This window comes from Streptomyces sp. NPDC053541, assembly GCF_044544705.1.
Taxonomy (GTDB): Bacteria; Actinomycetota; Actinomycetes; order Streptomycetales; family Streptomycetaceae; genus Streptomyces.
In genome coordinates this window covers 200563-215323 of record NZ_JBITXM010000009.1, presented here as the reverse complement: position 1 = coordinate 215323, position 14761 = coordinate 200563, and the positions used below count along the sequence as shown (strand labels likewise).

Genomic DNA, 14761 nt, shown 5'->3' with positions numbered 1-14761 from the left:
GATTCGCCATGCCCAGCACCGCCCGAGCCACTTCCCTCACCCGTCGCGGCCTCCTCGCCGCGGGCGGCGCCCTCGGGCTCGGCGCCGCGCTCGTCGCCTGCGGCGGTGACAAGAAGGACGGGGGCGCCACGCCCTCGGCCGCGGGGAAGTCCGGCGCCTGGGAGTTCAAGGACGACCGCGGCACGACGGTGAAGACGGCGTCCGTGCCGAAGAACATCGTCGCCTTCACCGGCATGGCCGCCGCCCTCAAGGACTTCGGCATCGAGGTCAAGGGCGTTTTCGGCCCGACCTACGTCGAGGACCCCAAGACCAAGACGCGCAAGCCCGACGTCCAGGCCGGCGACCTCGACATCGACAAGGTGAAGGTCATCGGCAACGTCTGGGGCGAGTTCAGGATCGAGGAGTACCTCAAGCTCCAGCCCGAGGTCCTCATCACGGACATGTGGGAGAAGGACGCCCTCTGGTACGTGCCGGAGGAGCAGAAGGCCAAGATCCTGAAGATCGCCCCGAGCGTCGCCCTGTGGGCCGCCGGGAAGTCCATGCCCTCCGTCCTCCAGCGCCACGCCGACCTCGCCGCCTCGCTCGGCGCCGACGTGCAGTCCGCGCAGGTCAAGGCCGACAAGGCACGCTTCGAGGCGGCCGCCGAGCGGGTCCGCAAGGCCGCCAAGGCCAAGAAGGACATCAAGGTCCTGATCGGCTCCGGCGCCCCGGACACCTTCTACGTCTCCACCCCGGTCCGCCCGACCGACCTGCTCTTCTTCCAGGAGCTCGGCGTCAACCTGATCGTGCCGGACAAGCTCGACCCGACCGGCTGGTTCGAGCTCCTCAGCTGGGAGAACGTCGACAAGTACCGGGCCGACGTCATCATGCTGGACAACCGCACCGGCACCCTCCAGCCCGAGCAGCTGAAGGCCAAGCCCACCTGGGCCGCGCTGCCCGCCGTCAAGGCCGGACAGGTCATCCCGCGCGTCACCGAGCCCGTCTACTCCTACGCCAAGTGCGCCCCGCTCCTGGAGGACCTGGCCAAGGCCCTCGAGAACGCCAAGAAGGTGGCCTGACCATGACGAACGCCGAGACCGCCCCGTTCCAGTTCTTCTCCCTCCGGGTCGACCGGACGCGGCGGCTCGGCCCGTCCCTGGTCCGGGTCACCTTCACCGGTGACGAGCGCGCCGGCGAGGACCTGAAGGGCTTCGCCGCCGGGGGGCGCGACCAGTCGCTCTCGCTCTTCCTGCCGCACCCGGGCCAGGACGCGCCCGTGCTGCCGCCGCTGGACGACCCGGACATGTACGCGATCCTGGGCGCCTACCGGGCGATGCCGCACGAGGAGCGGGCGGTGATGCGCTCGTACACCGTGCGCGAGCAGCGCACCGCGCCCGGCGGCCGCACCGAGGTCGACATCGACTTCGCCGTCCATGAGGACGGGGGCCCCGCCTGCCGCTGGGCGCAGCGCGCCGCGGCCGGTGACCGGGTGGTCGTGCTCGGTCCGGCGGTGGCGGACAACACCGGGGTGCGCTTCCGGCTCCCGGAGGACGCCGACTCGGTGCTGATCTGGGGCGACGAGACGGCCCTGCCGGCCGCCTCCGCGATCCTGGAGTGGCTGCCGGCCGAGACCCGCGCCCACGTGTACCTCGAAGTGCCGTACTCCGGCGACCGGATGGAGCTCGCGACCCAGGCGGACGCGACGATCACCTGGCTGGTACGGGAGGAGGGCGCGCCCTCGGCCGTCGCGGCGCTCGCGGAGGCGGAGCTGCCGGGCACGAACCCGTACGTGTGGATCGCGGGCGAGTCCGGCGCGGTGAAGGCGCTGCGCCGGCACTTCGTGCGCGAACGCGGCCTGGACCGGCGCAAGGTGACCTTCGTGGGCTACTGGCGCCAGGGCCTGTCCGAGGACGCCCTGCGCGAGGTCCCGGACGAGGCGGAGGCCGAGGCCCAGGCGGAGGCCGCCGTGGAGGCGTGACGCCCCGGCACGTCGCCGAAAAGCCCCTCGACTCAGTGGAGTCGGGGGGCTTTTTCGTACATAAACTTAGGTTAGGCTAACCTTACTCAAGCCGACCGAGTCCCCTCCCGGAAGGGCCCCCACATGCGCTCCCAGCTGCTCAACGACACGACGGCGGAGCTCTACCGACGCTCCGTCACCGAAGGAGTCGAGCGGGTGGCGAGGAAACTCGCCACGGCGCGCGGCCCGTTCACCGGTGTCACCCCCGCCGAACTGGCCCCCGTCGTCGACGCCGTCGACCTCGACAAGCCGCTCGGCGACACCTCCGCCGCCCTCGACGAGCTGGAGGAGGTGTACCTGCGGGACGCGGTCTACTTCCACCACCCGCGCTACCTGGCCCACCTCAACTGCCCGGTGGTCATCCCCGCCGTCCTCGGCGAGGCCGTGCTCTCCGCCGTCAACTCCTCGCTCGACACCTGGGACCAGAGCGCCGGCGGCACCCTCATCGAGCGCAGGCTGATCGACTGGACCGCCACCCGGATCGGCCTCGGCCCGCTCGCCGACGGCGTGTTCACCAGCGGCGGCACCCAGTCCAACCTCCAGGCGCTGCTGCTCGCCCGCGAGGAGTCCGGGACCGGCGACCTGTCGAAGCTCAGGATCTTCACCTCCGAGTGCAGCCACTTCAGCGTCCAGAAGTCGGCCCAGCTGCTCGGCCTCGGCCGCGAGGCCGTCGTCCCGATCCCGGTCGACGGCGCCAAGCGCCTGCAGTCGGTGGTGCTCGCCGCCGAGCTGGCCGCCTGCCGCGCCGAGGGCCTGGTCCCGATGGCGATCGTCGCCACCGCCGGCACCACCGACTTCGGCTCCATCGACCCGCTGCCGGAGATCGCCGCCCTGGCCCGCGAGTACGGCGCCTGGCTGCACGTGGACGCCGCCTACGGCTGCGGACTGCTCGCCTCGCCCACCCGCCGCCACCTCCTCGACGGCATCGAGCACGCCGACTCGGTCACCATCGACTACCACAAGTCCTTCTTCCAGCCGGTGAGTTCCTCCGCCGTGCTGGTCCGCGACGGCGCCACCCTGCGGCACGCCACGTACCACGCCGAGTACCTCAACCCGCGCCGCACGCTCGCCGAGAAGATCCCCAACCAGGTCGACAAGTCCCTGCAGACCACCCGCCGCTTCGACGCCCTCAAGCTGTGGCTGACCCTGCGCGTGATGGGCGCCGACGGCATCGGCGGCCTCTTCGACGAGGTCTGCGCGCTGGCCCGGCAGGGCTACGAACTGCTCGCCGCCGACCCGCGCTACGACGTGGTCGTCGAGCCGCAGCTGTCCACCCTGGTCTATCGCTACGTCCCCGAGCACGCCGCCTCGGCCGAGGACGTCGACCGCGCCAACCTGCACGCCCGCAAGGCCCTGATGGCCTCAGGCGAGGCGATCGTGGCCGGCACCAAGGCCGACGGCCGGCAGTACCTGAAGTTCACCTTGCTCAACCCCGAGACGACCGTGGCCGACATCGCCGCCGTCCTCGATCTGATAGCCGGCCACGCCGAGCAGTACCTGGGAGAGAACCTTGTCCACGCCTGAGACGTCCACGACGCACGGCACCCTCGACTTCATCGGCATCGGTCTCGGCCCGTTCAACCTCGGCCTGGCCTGCCTGACCGAGCCGATCGCCGAACTGAACGGCCTCTTCCTGGAGTCCAAGCCCGACTTCGAGTGGCACTCCGGGATGTTCCTGGAGGGCGCCCACCTGCAGACGCCGTTCATGTCGGACCTCGTCACCCTCGCCGACCCGACCTCCCCGTACTCCTTCCTCAACTACCTGAAGGAGAAGGGGCGGCTCTACTCCTTCTACATCCGCGAGAACTTCTACCCGCTGCGGACCGAGTACAACGACTACTGCCGCTGGGCCGCCGGGAAGCTCTCCTCGATCCGCTTCTCCACCACCGTCACCGCCGTCTCGTACGACGAGGGCGCCGAGGAGTACGTGGTGGCCACCGCCGCCGGGGAGACGTTCCGTACCCGCCGGATCGTCCTCGGCACCGGCACCCCGCCGTACGTCCCCGAGTCCTGCGAGGGCCTCGGCGGCGACGTCCTGCACAACTCGCGCTACCTCCCCCACAAGGCCGCGCTCCAGAAGAAGAAGTCGATCACTCTGGTCGGCAGCGGCCAGAGCGCCGCGGAGATCTACTACGACCTGCTGAGCGAGATCGACGTCCACGGCTACCGCCTGAACTGGGTGACCCGCTCCCCGCGCTTCTTCCCGCTGGAGTACACCAAGCTCACCCTGGAGATGACCTCCCCCGAGTACGTGGACTACTTCCACGCGCTGCCCGAGCGGACCCGCTACCGCCTGGAGACCGAGCAGAAGGGCCTGTTCAAGGGCATCGACGGTGAACTGATCGACGCCATCTTCGACCTGCTCTACCAGAAGAACCTGGCCGGCCCCGTCCCCACCCGGCTGCTCACCAACTCCGCGCTGCGCACCGCCGCGTACGACGAGGCCACCGGCAGCTACACGCTCGGATTCCGGCAGGAGGAGCAGGAGAAGGACTTCACCCTGGAGACCGAGGGGCTCGTCCTCGCCACCGGCTACAAGTACACCGTCCCCGCCTTCCTGGAGCCGGTCCGCGACCGGCTGCGCTGGGACTCCCAGGGCCGCTTCGACGTCGCCCGCGACTACGCGATCGACACCACCGGCCGCGCCGTCTACCTCCAGAACGCCGGCGTGCACACCCACTCGATCACCTCGCCCGACCTGGGCATGGGCCCCTACCGGAACGCCTGCATCATCGCCGCGATGCTCGGCGCCGAGTACTACCCCGTCGAGAAGACCATCGCCTTCCAGGAGTTCGCCGTATGACCGCGCACGACATCGGCATCCGCCCGCTCGACCCGCTCCGGGACGCCGAGCTGATCCACCCCTGGGTCACCCACCCCAAGGCCGCGTTCTGGATGATGCAGGGCTTCCGGCTCCAGGACGTCGAGCGCGAGTACATGGCGATCGCCGCGAACCCGCACCACGACGCCTTCGTCGGCAGCGTGGACGGCGTGCCCGCCTTCCTCATGGAGCGCTACGACCCGGCGAAGGCCGAGCTGGTCGGGCTCTACGAGCCCGAGCCCGGCGACGTCGGCATGCACTTCCTGGTCGCCCCGACCGACACCCCCGTGCACGGCTTCACCCGCACCGTGATCACCGCCGTGATGCGCGAGCTGTTCGCCGACCCGGCGACCGCCCGCGTGGTCGTCGAGCCGGACGTGCGCAACACGGCCGTGCACGCGCTCAACGCCGCCGTGGGCTTCGTGCCCGAGCGGGAGATCCGCAAGCCCGAGAAGACCGCCCTGCTCAGCTTCTGCACCCGCGCCCAGTTCGAGACCGCCGTCGGAGCCTCCGCATGAACCCCCTCGCCGACAGCCCCGTCGCCCACCTCACCCCCGAGCGCTGGGCCGACGCCAACCGCGCCCTGATCCGCAAGGCCCTCGCCGAGTTCGTCCACGAGCGCCTGCTCGACCCGCGCGAGCTCGCCGACGGGCGCTACGCGGTGCTCAGCGACGACGGACGCACCGAGTACCGCTTCGCCGCCGACCGCTACGCCCTGGACCACTGGCAGGTCCACCCCGGGTCCATCACCCGGCACCGGGGCAGCGAGGAACTCCCGCTGGACGCCCTGCGCTTCGTCATCGAGCTGCGCGGCGCGCTGGGCCTGAGCGACGAGATCCTGCCGGTGTACCTGGAGGAGATCTCCTCCACCCTGGCCGGCACCGCGTACAAGGCCACCAAGCCGCGCGTGACCTCCGCCGAGCTGGCCCGGGCCGGCTTCCAGGCGATCGAGACCGGGATGACCGAGGGCCACCCCTGCTTCGTCGCCAACAACGGGCGGCTCGGCTTCGGCGTCGACGAGTACCGGGCCTACGCGCCCGAGACCGCGAACCCGGTGCACCTGGTGTGGCTGGCCGCGCACCGCGACCGCGCCACCTTCACCACCGGGGCCGGCCTCGACTACGAGTCCTTCGTCCGCGCCGAGCTGGGCGACGCGACCGTGGACGGCTTCGCCGCGACCCTCGCCGAGCGGGGCCTGGACCTCGCCGACTACCTGCTCGTGCCGGTGCACCCCTGGCAGTGGTGGAACAAGATGGCGGTCACCTTCGCCGCCGAGGTGGCCCAGGAGCGCCTGGTGTACCTGGGCGAGGGCGCCGACGCCTATCTGGCGCAGCAGTCGATCCGTACCTTCTTCAACACCACCGACCCGGCGAAGCACTACGTGAAGACGGCCCTGTCCGTGCTCAACATGGGCTTCATGCGGGGCCTCTCGGCGGCCTACATGGAGGCCACGCCCGCCATCAACGACTGGCTGGCCGGTCTGGTCGCTGCCGACGACACCCTCCGGGCGGCCCGCTTCTCGATCATCCGCGAGCGGGCGGCGGTCGGCTACCGGCACCTGGAGTACGAGGCGGCCACCGACCGCCACTCGCCCTACCGCAAGATGCTGGCCGCGCTCTGGCGCGAGTCCCCGGTGCCGTCCCTCGCCGAGGGCGAGCGGCTCGCCACCATGGCCTCGCTGCTGCACGTGGACCACACCGGCGCGTCCTTCGCGGGTGCCCTGATCAAGGAGTCGGGCCTGGCTCCGGCGGCCTGGCTGCGCGGCTACCTGGACGCCTACCTGGTCCCGGTCCTGCACTCCTTCTACGCGTACGACCTGGTCTACATGCCGCACGGCGAGAACGTGATCCTGGTCCTCGACGAGCGGGGCGCGGTGGCGCGGGCGGTGTTCAAGGACATCGCCGAGGAGATCTGCGTCATGGACCCGGACGCGGTGCTCCCGCCGGCCGTGGAGCGGATCCGGGCCGAGGTGCCCGAGGACATGAAGCTGCTGTCGGTGTTCACGGACGTCTTCGACTGCTTCTTCCGCTTCCTCGGCGCCACGCTGGCGGCCGAGGGCGTGCTCCCGGAGGACGCGTTCTGGCGCACGGTCGCGGAGTGCGTGAAGGACTACCAGGGCGCCCGCCCGGAGCTGGCGGAACGTTTCGCGCGCTACGACCTGTTCGCGGAGACCTTCGCGCTGTCCGCGCTCAACCGGCTCCAGCTGCGCGACAACAGGCAGATGGTCGACCTCGCGGACCCGTCCGGCGCGCTGCAGCTGGTCGGCGACCTGGTCAACCCGATCGCCCGGTTCGCCTGACGGCGGCCGGCCCCGGCCCGGGCCCCGGCGGAGTTACGGTCCTCCGCCGGGGCCCGTCCCCTTCCCGGACTACTCCCAGGGCACCTGCGGCGAGCGGTGGAAGTCCACGCCCAGGGCGCTCAGCCGCGGTCCCTGCGCGGCGAGGCGGAGCCGGTAGGACTCCCAGTCGTGCGTGGCGGCCGGGGACCAGCCGAGTTCGGCGATGCCCGGCAGGCGCGGGAAGGCCATCCGGTCGAGGTGGGCGCTCTCGGAGAGGGTCTCCGTCCACAGCGGGGCCTCGACGCCCGCGATCGCCGTCTCGGGCAGGCCCGGCAGGAGGGTGGCCGGGTCCCAGTCGTAGGAGCGGCGGACCTCGACGTAGCCGGCCCAGGAGAGGCCGAGCGGGGTGTCCTTCGTGTACTTCATGTCGAGGTAGGCCCGGTCGGCGGGCGACAGGACGATGCCGGTGCCGGCCCGGCCGGCCGCCGCGACCCGCTCCTTCTCGGCCGCGGAGGTGCGGTCGAGCCCCCAGTACTGGGCGAGCGCGCCGGGCGCGGGGCGGGCGCCCGTCAGCTGGTGCCAGCCGATGACGGTCTTGCCGTACTTCGCGACGACCGGCTGCACCCGGTCCATGAAGGCCGCGTAGTCGGCGTGGCTGGTGGAGTGCGCCTCGTCGCCGCCGATGTGGAGGTAGCGGCCGGGGGTGAGGGCGGCCAGCTCGCGCACCACGTCGTCCACGAAGTCGTACGTCACCTCCTTCGGCACGCACAGCGAGCTGAAGCCGACCTCGGTGCCCGTGTAGAGGGGACGGGCGACGCCGTCGCAGTTGAGCTCGGCGTAGGAGGCGAGGGCCGCGTTGGTGTGGCCGGGCATGTCGATCTCGGGCACGACCTCCTGGTAGCGGGAGGCGGCGTAGCGGACGATCTCGCGGTAGTCGTCCTTGCTGTAGAAGCCGCCGGGGCCGCCGCCGACCTGGGTGGAGCCGCCGTGGGCGGCGAGCCGGGGCCAGGAGTCGACGGCGATGCGCCAGCCCTGGTCGTCGCTGAGGTGCAGGTGCAGCTTGTTGATCTTGTAGAGGGCGAGCTGGTCGATGTAGCGCTTGACCTGGTCGACGGTGAAGAAGTGCCGGGAGACGTCGAGCATCGCGCCGCGGTAGGCGAAGCGCGGGGTGTCGGTGACGGTGCCGCCGGCGATCCGCCAGGGCCCGGACTGCACGGTGCGCCGCTCGACGGCGGCGGGCAGCTGCTGGCGCAGGGTCTGCACGCCGCGGAACAGCCCGGCGGGCGCGTGCGCGGTGAGGGTGATCCCGCCCGGGCCGGAGCGCAGCTCGTACCCCTCGTCGCCGAGGCCGGTGGCGCGCGGGTCGAGACGGAGCAGGATGCCGCCGCGGGCCGCGTCGTCGTCGACGACGGGCAGCGGATAGCCGGTGGCGGGCCGGAGCAGCCCGGCGAGGTAGCGGCCGATGGCGCGGGACTCGCGGTCGGCCGAGTCGACCCGGACGGCGGTGCCGCGGCCGAGGGTGTACGGCTCGCCGCCGGGGGTCACGGAGGCGGGCGCGGGCACGACGGCGCCGAGCGGGCGGACGGCGGCCCCGGCGGCCGGTTCGGCGGCGGAGCCGGAGCCGGAGAGGGCGGCACCGGCCAGCAGCAGGGAGGAGAAGAGCAGCGGAAGCGTTCTGCGCGGAGTCACCGGCGGGTCCCTTTCGACGGGGCGTCCGGCGCGGGCGGCCGGGCGTACGGCTGGGGGCGTGTGGCTGCGGGCTGACGTGTCCGAACAGTCACCATGCGTACCGTCTGCCCCCGTCGGGGGTCAAGGTGTAGACCAATTAGCCCATCTGGCGGCCCGATCATGACCCCGCCTGCCCGAAATCGGGCAGGATTCTTGCCAGGACCGCCGGGTACCCCTCAGTATTCACGGGTGCTCGAACGCCGTCCGTCACACGACGACCTCATCGACCACCTGGTCCGCAGCACCTCGCTCCAGCGCGGTGAGGCCGCCCGGGTGATCCTCGACGTGCTGGCGTACTTCGACGAGTCGACCGAGGACTTCGTCCGCCGCCGCCACCGCGAACTGCAGTCCGGCGGGGCGGTGAACGCCGAGATCTTCGAGCGGATCGCGGCCGAGCTGCCGCACCGCGCCGTGGCACCGCCGGAGCTCTCGCTGCGGCAGCTCCGCCGCATCGTCTACGGCTGAGCGGCACACACCACCAAACCTGGAGGGGTTTCACCTTTATGTGCGGAATTGTCGGTTACATCGGTAAGCGCGACGCCGCCCCGCTGCTCCTGGAGGGCCTGGCCCGCCTGGAGTACCGGGGTTACGACTCGGCCGGCATGGTCGTGACCAGCCCGAAGGCCTCCGGCCTGAAGATGGTCAAGGCCAAGGGCCGGGTCCGCGACCTGGAGGCCCGGGTCCCCAAGCGCTTCACCGGCACCACCGGCATCGCCCACACCCGCTGGGCCACGCACGGCGCCCCGAGCGACATCAACTCGCACCCGCACCTCGACCCCGAGAACAAGGTCGCGGTCGTCCACAACGGCATCGTCGACAACGCCGCCGAGCTCCGCGCCAAGCTGGAGGCCGACGGCGTCGTCTTCGCCTCCGAGACGGACACCGAGGTCATCACCCACCTCATCGCCCGCTCCCAGGCCGACACCCTGGAGGAGCGCGTCCGCGAGGCCCTGAAGGTCATCGAGGGCACCTACGGCATCGCCGTGATGCACGCCGACTTCAACGACCGCATCGTGGTGGCCCGCAACGGCTCCCCGGTCATCCTCGGCATCGGCGAGAAGGAGATGCTCGTCGCCTCCGACGTGGCCGCCCTCATCGCCCACACCCGCCAGGTCGTCACCCTCGACGACGGCGAGATGGCCACCCTCAAGGCCGACGACTTCCGCACCTACACCACCTCGGGCGCCACCACCACGGCCACCCCCGAGACCGTCGAGTGGGAGGCCGCCTCCTACGACATGGGCGGCCACGACACCTTCATGCACAAGGAGATCTCCGAGCAGCCCGACGCGGTCGACCGCGTGCTGCGCGGCCGGATCGACGAGCGCTTCTCCACCGTGCACCTCGGCGGCCTGAACCTCGACCCGCGCGAGGCCCGCACCATCCGCCGGATCAAGATCCTCGGCTGCGGCACCTCGTACCACGCCGGCCTGATCGGCGCCGGGCTCATCGAGTCCATGGCCCGCATCCCCGCCGACGCCGAGCCGGCCTCCGAGTTCCGCTACCGCAACCCGGTCGTCGACCCCGACACCCTCTACATCGCCGTCTCCCAGTCCGGCGAGACCTACGACGTGCTCGCCGCCGTCCAGGAGCTCAAGCGCAAGGGCGCCCGCGTCCTCGGCGTCGTCAACGTGGTCGGCTCCGCGATCGCCCGCGAGGCGGACGGCGGCGTCTACGTGCACGCCGGCCCCGAGGTCTGCGTCGTCTCCACCAAGTGCTTCACCAACACGGTGGTCGCCTTCGCGCTGCTCGCCCTGCACCTCGGCCGCATCCGCGACCTGTCCGTCACCGACGGCAAGCGGATCATCGAGGGCCTGCGCAAGCTGCCCGGCCAGATCGAGGAGATCCTCAAGTCCGAGGACGAGATCGCGAAGCTGGCCAAGGAGTACGCGGGCGCCCAGTCGATGATGTTCATCGGCCGCGTCCGGGGCTACCCCGTCGCCCTGGAGGCCTCCCTCAAGCTGAAGGAGATCTCCTACATCCACGCCGAGGCCTACCCGGCCTCCGAGCTGAAGCACGGCCCGCTCGCCCTCATCGAGCCGGCCCTGCCGACGGTCGCCATCGTCCCCGACGACGACCTGCTGGAGAAGAACCGCGCCGCCCTGGAGGAGATCAAGGCCCGCAGCGGCCGCATCCTCGCGGTCGCGCACCAGCCGCAGGAGAAGGCCGACCACACCATCGTCGTGCCGAAGAACGAGGACGAGCTCGACCCCATCCTGATGGGCATCCCGCTCCAGCTCTTCGCCTACCACACGGCGCTCGCCATGGGCCGCGACATCGACAAGCCGCGCAACCTGGCCAAGTCCGTCACGGTCGAGTAGCAGCGGTACCCCGGGCCTGTCCCCCGGGGCCCCGCCCGCCGGGCCTGTCCCCCGGCGGTCGACCGGACACGAGAGCGGCCCTCGTCCATCCCAGGTGGACGAGGGCCGCTCTTTTCGCGCCGTTACGGATCAGCTCGCCGCCGCCGCGCCGCGGGAGCCGCGGGCGAGGGACATCGGCCAGCCGGCCACCGCCGCCGTCGCCCCGTACCAGGCCGCGAGGCCGGCCACCGCGGCGACCCAGCCGCCCGCCTTGCCGAGGCCCGCGTTGTCGGCGAGGGAGCCGATGCCCATCAGGAGCAGGGAGACGAACAGCAGCCCGTAGACGCCCTGGCCGAAGAGGCCGCTGCCGCCCGAGGCGACGGTGAGGGTCAGGGCGAGCAGCGCCCACAGCAGAAGGAAGAGCCCGGCGGCCTCGGCCGACCCTGCGTCGCCCACCCCGGTGCCCCAGGTGAACCAGAAGGCGCCGAGCGCCGAGGAGGCGGTGCCCTCACCGGTGTTGCCGGCGCGCAGGGCGAGCAGCCCGACGAGGAACAGGGCCACACCGCCGACCCAGGTCGCCAGGCCCGCGGCGTCGCCCGCGCCGACGTGGTCGATCACGCCGGTGGAACCGATGCCGAAGGCCAGCAGGGTCAGGCCGAGTGCGAGGTGTCCGAGAGTGGAGGTGCTGTTTCCCGCGGCGGCTTCGTTGGACACGGCGGGCTCCCTTCAGGTGTGCAGTTGTGCTGCGTGGTCCGCTTGTACGACGGTGACTTTTATGTACCCTTCACAAGCGCACAATTCACCTGGGGAAGGCCGAAAATATGGCCGGGACAAGGGAGTTGGGAGGGAGCCGCGCGACCGCGGTGACCGGTGTGACGGGACGACCGGTGGCGTTACGGGATGACGATCACGGGGCGCTGGGCGCGGCGCGCGAGCCGGCCGGCCACCGAGCCGAAGATCCGCCCCACGATGCCGTGGGTCGAGCCGACCACGATCGCGTCGGCGGAGTACTCCCGGCCGACCTCCTCCAGCTCGTGGCAGATGTCGCCGCCGCGCTCGACGAGGATCCAGGGCACCTCGGAGAGGTGGTCGGCGCAGGCGAGCTCCAGGCCGAGCACCTCGGTGCGGTGATCGGGCACGTCGACGAAGACCGGCGGCTCGCAGCCGGCCCACACGGTGGTGGGCAGCCGGTTGGCGACGTGCACGATGATCAGGCCGGAGCCGGAGCGGCGGGCCATGCCGATGGCGTAGGCGAGGGCGCGCTCACTGGAGGTCGAGCCGTCGAAGCCGACGACGACCCCGTGCCGGAAGGCCGGGTCGCAGGAGTGGCGTGGCTGTTCCACCGCGAGGGGGTCGACCGTGGAGTCGGCGACGCGCTTGCGGTCCGCGGGTTCGGGGAATTCGTGACCGGCCATCGGTGTCTCGGCGAAGAGGGTCCTGACGGGAGGGGGAGAGGACGGGGAGCGGAACAACGGTTGGCGGCGGAGCTGTGTCCGGGAATCATCTTCCCAAGCCCATACCCCCAAGGGTACGGCGACACTCCTCCCGTGCCCAGGGGCGGCCACCGGGCGCCGTTACGGCGTTCCAGGGAGCATGCACGAGCCCCGCGCCGTAGCGCAATGCCGGATGTGCCCTACAGGTGTCCGTACGGGGGCCAAACGGACGTCTCCCGCAGTGACCGGAACGTTCCGCTCCTCGTTGCCACAGGTCAACGTCACCGTCGCAGGGAGCCCGCCCGTGCCCGCACCGTCACCCATGGACACCGACGCCGCCCTTGACCCCGCCGCGCTGGCCGCCGCCGAGACGGTCACCGCGGTCCTCGCACCCCCCGGCGCCGCCCCCGAGCGCGGCCGGACCCCGGGCCCGCGCGGGCGCCGCCGGGCCGCCGCCGGACCGGAGGGCGGCGGGGCGGACGGCGGCCCGTCCGACGCGGGGGGCGACGTGGTGCGCTGGGCGGCGTTCTGCTGCGTCCTGGTGCCGGTCGTCCTGCTGGTCTACGGCACGTCCCTGGGCGGCGCGGCCGGCACCGCGCTGGGCCTCGCGGCCGTCACGGCGGCCTGCCGGGTGCTGCTCCGGCGCTCGGAGCGGGGGCTGCGGGCGGAGCGCCACTCGCGGAGTTGACAGGGTCGCACAGCCGATCCCGTATGTTTTCGGCCAAGTTCAGGTCCTCGGCGAGTCCTTGGCCGAAGACCGCTCAACCCGCGTAGGTCCTGGCATCACCGCGCTGTACTGGGCTTCACGATCGAATGCTTCACGCCAAGTTGCCATGTCGACAATGTGCCGGAAGGAGAACGTGGCACTCGGGCGCCACGGGACGCAGTAGATTCGATCATGGATACCGAAGACTGGGGTCTCGCGCAAAACCGAGGGGAAACGTGGCACATCCACATGACCAGGGAGACGCCAACACCGAGGGGGGCTTAGCGTCATGAGCCAGGACTCCGCCGCACCGGAGGCGGCACGGAAGCTGTCCGGGCGCCGCCGTCGCGAAGTCGTCGCGGTACTGCTGTTCAGCGGTGGCCCCATCTTCGAGAGCTCCATCCCGCTCTCCGTTTTCGGCATCGACCGCCAGGACGCGGGGGTGCCGCGCTACCGGCTGCTGGTGTGCGCCGGCGAGGACGGCCCGCTGCGCACCACCGGCGGTCTCGAACTCAGCGCACCCTACGGCCTGGAGGCGATCAGCCGGGCGGGCACCGTCGTCGTGCCGGCCTGGCGCTCGATCACCTCGCCGCCGCCCCCGGAGGCGCTGGACGCGCTCCGCCGGGCGCACGAGGAGGGCGCGCGCATCGTCGGCCTGTGCACCGGCGCGTTCGTGCTCGCCGCCGCCGGGCTGCTCGACGGCCGGCCCGCGACCACGCACTGGATGTACGCGCCGACGCTCGCCAAGCGCTACCCGTCGGTCCACGTGGACCCGCGGGAGCTCTTCGTCGACGACGGCGACGTGCTGACCTCCGCGGGCACGGCGGCCGGAATCGACCTGTGCCTGCACATCGTGCGGACCGACCACGGCACGGAGGCCGCGGGCGCCCTGGCGCGCCGGCTGGTCGTCCCGCCGCGGCGCAGCGGCGGTCAGGAGCGCTACCTCGACAGGTCTTTACCCGAGGAGATCGGCGCCGACCCGCTGGCCGAGGTCGTCGCCTGGGCGCTGGAGCACCTCCACGAGCAGTTCGACGTGGAGACCCTCGCCGCGCGCGCCTACATGTCACGGCGGACCTTCGACCGCCGCTTCCGCTCGCTGACCGGCTCGGCGCCGCTGCAGTGGCTGATCACCCAGCGGGTGCTCCAGGCGCAGCGGCTCCTGGAGACCTCCGACTACTCGGTCGACGAGGTCGCCGGGCGCTGCGGCTTCCGCTCGCCGGTGGCCCTGCGCGGGCACTTCCGGCGGCAGCTGGGCTCCTCCCCGGCCGCCTACCGGGCCGCGTACCGGGCCCGGCGGCCGCAGGGCGAGGGCGGCACGGCCGTGCTCGACGCGGTCGTCCCGGCCCAGGCGCAGGTCCCGGCGGGCGCCCGCCGCCCGGGCCACCTGCTCGACCCGGGCAAGCCGGCCTCGGACGCCTTCGCGCCGGGCCGCCCGGCACTCCCGGGCCAGCGGAGCGCCCCGTAACCGCACCGCACCCCACAGCCGCGCGCCACGAGCC

13 protein-coding genes are annotated in these 14761 nt (G+C 71.9%); 10 read left to right on the top strand and 3 right to left on the bottom strand.

All coding sequences use genetic code 11. The annotated features are described in order from the left end of the window. Window positions 1-8 precede the first annotated feature (8 nt). The 6 genes from ACIGW2_RS23720 to ACIGW2_RS23695 all read left to right on the top strand — a co-directional run bounded on the left by ACIGW2_RS23720 (window position 9) and on the right by ACIGW2_RS23695 (window position 7116). The gene (locus ACIGW2_RS23720) at window positions 9-1058 is read left to right on the top strand and encodes an ABC transporter substrate-binding protein (protein ID WP_399845609.1); all 1050 of its coding nucleotides are present in this window, start codon (window positions 9-11) and stop codon (window positions 1056-1058) included. A 2-nt stretch (window positions 1059-1060) separates the two neighbouring features. Next, complete coding sequence (locus ACIGW2_RS23715; RefSeq protein ID WP_391655642.1) at window positions 1061-1957, top strand: siderophore-interacting protein; 897 nt, start codon at window positions 1061-1063, stop codon at window positions 1955-1957. A 123-nt stretch (window positions 1958-2080) separates the two neighbouring features. Continuing rightward, window positions 2081-3520, top strand: coding sequence for a pyridoxal phosphate-dependent decarboxylase family protein (locus tag ACIGW2_RS23710; RefSeq protein ID WP_399845605.1), 1440 nt, complete (start codon window positions 2081-2083; stop codon window positions 3518-3520). Then, window positions 3507-4799 carry a lysine N(6)-hydroxylase/L-ornithine N(5)-oxygenase family protein gene (locus ACIGW2_RS23705; RefSeq protein WP_391655644.1) on the top strand — a complete coding sequence of 431 codons (1293 nt, stop codon included), beginning with the start codon at window positions 3507-3509 and terminating at the stop codon, window positions 4797-4799. The genes ACIGW2_RS23710 and ACIGW2_RS23705 overlap by 14 nt, the downstream gene beginning before the upstream one ends. Next, a complete protein-coding gene (locus ACIGW2_RS23700; protein WP_361583295.1) occupies window positions 4796-5335 on the top strand; it encodes a GNAT family N-acetyltransferase in 540 nt (179 codons plus the stop codon). The genes ACIGW2_RS23705 and ACIGW2_RS23700 overlap by 4 nt, the downstream gene beginning before the upstream one ends. Beyond that, window positions 5332-7116 (top strand): IucA/IucC family protein, encoded by a 1785-nt coding sequence (locus tag ACIGW2_RS23695; RefSeq protein ID WP_399845600.1) that lies wholly within the window; start codon window positions 5332-5334, stop codon window positions 7114-7116. Before ACIGW2_RS23700 ends, ACIGW2_RS23695 begins: the two co-directional genes overlap by 4 nt. 69 nt (window positions 7117-7185) lie before the next feature. Here ACIGW2_RS23695 and ACIGW2_RS23690 read toward each other — a convergent pair whose 3' ends face one another. Then, window positions 7186-8784 (bottom strand): beta-N-acetylhexosaminidase, encoded by a 1599-nt coding sequence (locus tag ACIGW2_RS23690; RefSeq protein WP_399845597.1) that lies wholly within the window; start codon window positions 8782-8784, stop codon window positions 7186-7188. A 228-nt stretch (window positions 8785-9012) separates the two neighbouring features. Between ACIGW2_RS23690 and ACIGW2_RS23685 the strand changes: the two genes are divergently transcribed. Then, window positions 9013-9288 (top strand): hypothetical protein, encoded by a 276-nt coding sequence (locus tag ACIGW2_RS23685; protein ID WP_265862652.1) that lies wholly within the window; start codon window positions 9013-9015, stop codon window positions 9286-9288. A 38-nt stretch (window positions 9289-9326) separates the two neighbouring features. Beyond that, on the top strand, window positions 9327-11144 hold the full coding sequence (gene glmS, locus ACIGW2_RS23680; protein WP_356070724.1) for a glutamine--fructose-6-phosphate transaminase (isomerizing): 1818 nt from the start codon (window positions 9327-9329) through the stop codon (window positions 11142-11144). A gap of 129 nt (window positions 11145-11273) precedes the next feature. Here the strand turns inward: glmS and ACIGW2_RS23675 are convergent, their stop codons facing one another. Beyond that, window positions 11274-11837: a GPR1/FUN34/YaaH family transporter gene (locus tag ACIGW2_RS23675; RefSeq protein ID WP_361583288.1), complete on the bottom strand. Its 564-nt coding sequence runs from the start codon at window positions 11835-11837 to the stop codon at window positions 11274-11276. 179 nt (window positions 11838-12016) lie between these two features. Further along, window positions 12017-12538: a universal stress protein gene (locus ACIGW2_RS23670; protein ID WP_265862657.1), complete on the bottom strand. Its 522-nt coding sequence runs from the start codon at window positions 12536-12538 to the stop codon at window positions 12017-12019. Between the two features lie 340 nt (window positions 12539-12878). On the opposite strand from ACIGW2_RS23670, the gene ACIGW2_RS23665 reads away from it, so the two are divergent. Both ACIGW2_RS23665 and ACIGW2_RS23660 read left to right on the top strand, forming a co-directional pair. Further along, window positions 12879-13244, top strand: a complete 366-nt coding sequence (locus ACIGW2_RS23665; RefSeq protein ID WP_391655766.1) for a hypothetical protein — start codon at window positions 12879-12881, stop codon at window positions 13242-13244. 307 nt (window positions 13245-13551) lie between these two features. Beyond that, on the top strand, window positions 13552-14727 hold the full coding sequence (locus tag ACIGW2_RS23660) for a helix-turn-helix domain-containing protein (RefSeq protein ID WP_361583285.1): 1176 nt from the start codon (window positions 13552-13554) through the stop codon (window positions 14725-14727). Window positions 14728-14761: the final 34 nt, after the last annotated feature.

What these genes read in the sequence shown, in the direction of transcription:
- ACIGW2_RS23720 (WP_399845609.1), top strand. Translation starts at nt 9, where the DNA reads ATGCCCAGCACCGCCCGAGCCACTTCCCTCACCCGTCGCGGCCTCCTC.
- ACIGW2_RS23715 (WP_391655642.1), top strand. Translation starts at nt 1,061, where the DNA reads ATGACGAACGCCGAGACCGCCCCGTTCCAGTTCTTCTCCCTCCGGGTC.
- ACIGW2_RS23710 (WP_399845605.1), top strand. Translation starts at nt 2,081, where the DNA reads ATGCGCTCCCAGCTGCTCAACGACACGACGGCGGAGCTCTACCGACGC.
- ACIGW2_RS23700 (WP_361583295.1), top strand. Translation starts at nt 4,796, where the DNA reads ATGACCGCGCACGACATCGGCATCCGCCCGCTCGACCCGCTCCGGGAC.
- ACIGW2_RS23695 (WP_399845600.1), top strand. Translation starts at nt 5,332, where the DNA reads ATGAACCCCCTCGCCGACAGCCCCGTCGCCCACCTCACCCCCGAGCGC.
- glmS (WP_356070724.1), top strand. Translation starts at nt 9,327, where the DNA reads ATGTGCGGAATTGTCGGTTACATCGGTAAGCGCGACGCCGCCCCGCTG.
- ACIGW2_RS23670 (WP_265862657.1), bottom strand. Translation starts at nt 12,538, where the DNA reads ATGGCCGGTCACGAATTCCCCGAACCCGCGGACCGCAAGCGCGTCGCC.
- ACIGW2_RS23665 (WP_391655766.1), top strand. Translation starts at nt 12,879, where the DNA reads ATGGACACCGACGCCGCCCTTGACCCCGCCGCGCTGGCCGCCGCCGAG.
- ACIGW2_RS23660 (WP_361583285.1), top strand. Translation starts at nt 13,552, where the DNA reads ATGAGCCAGGACTCCGCCGCACCGGAGGCGGCACGGAAGCTGTCCGGG.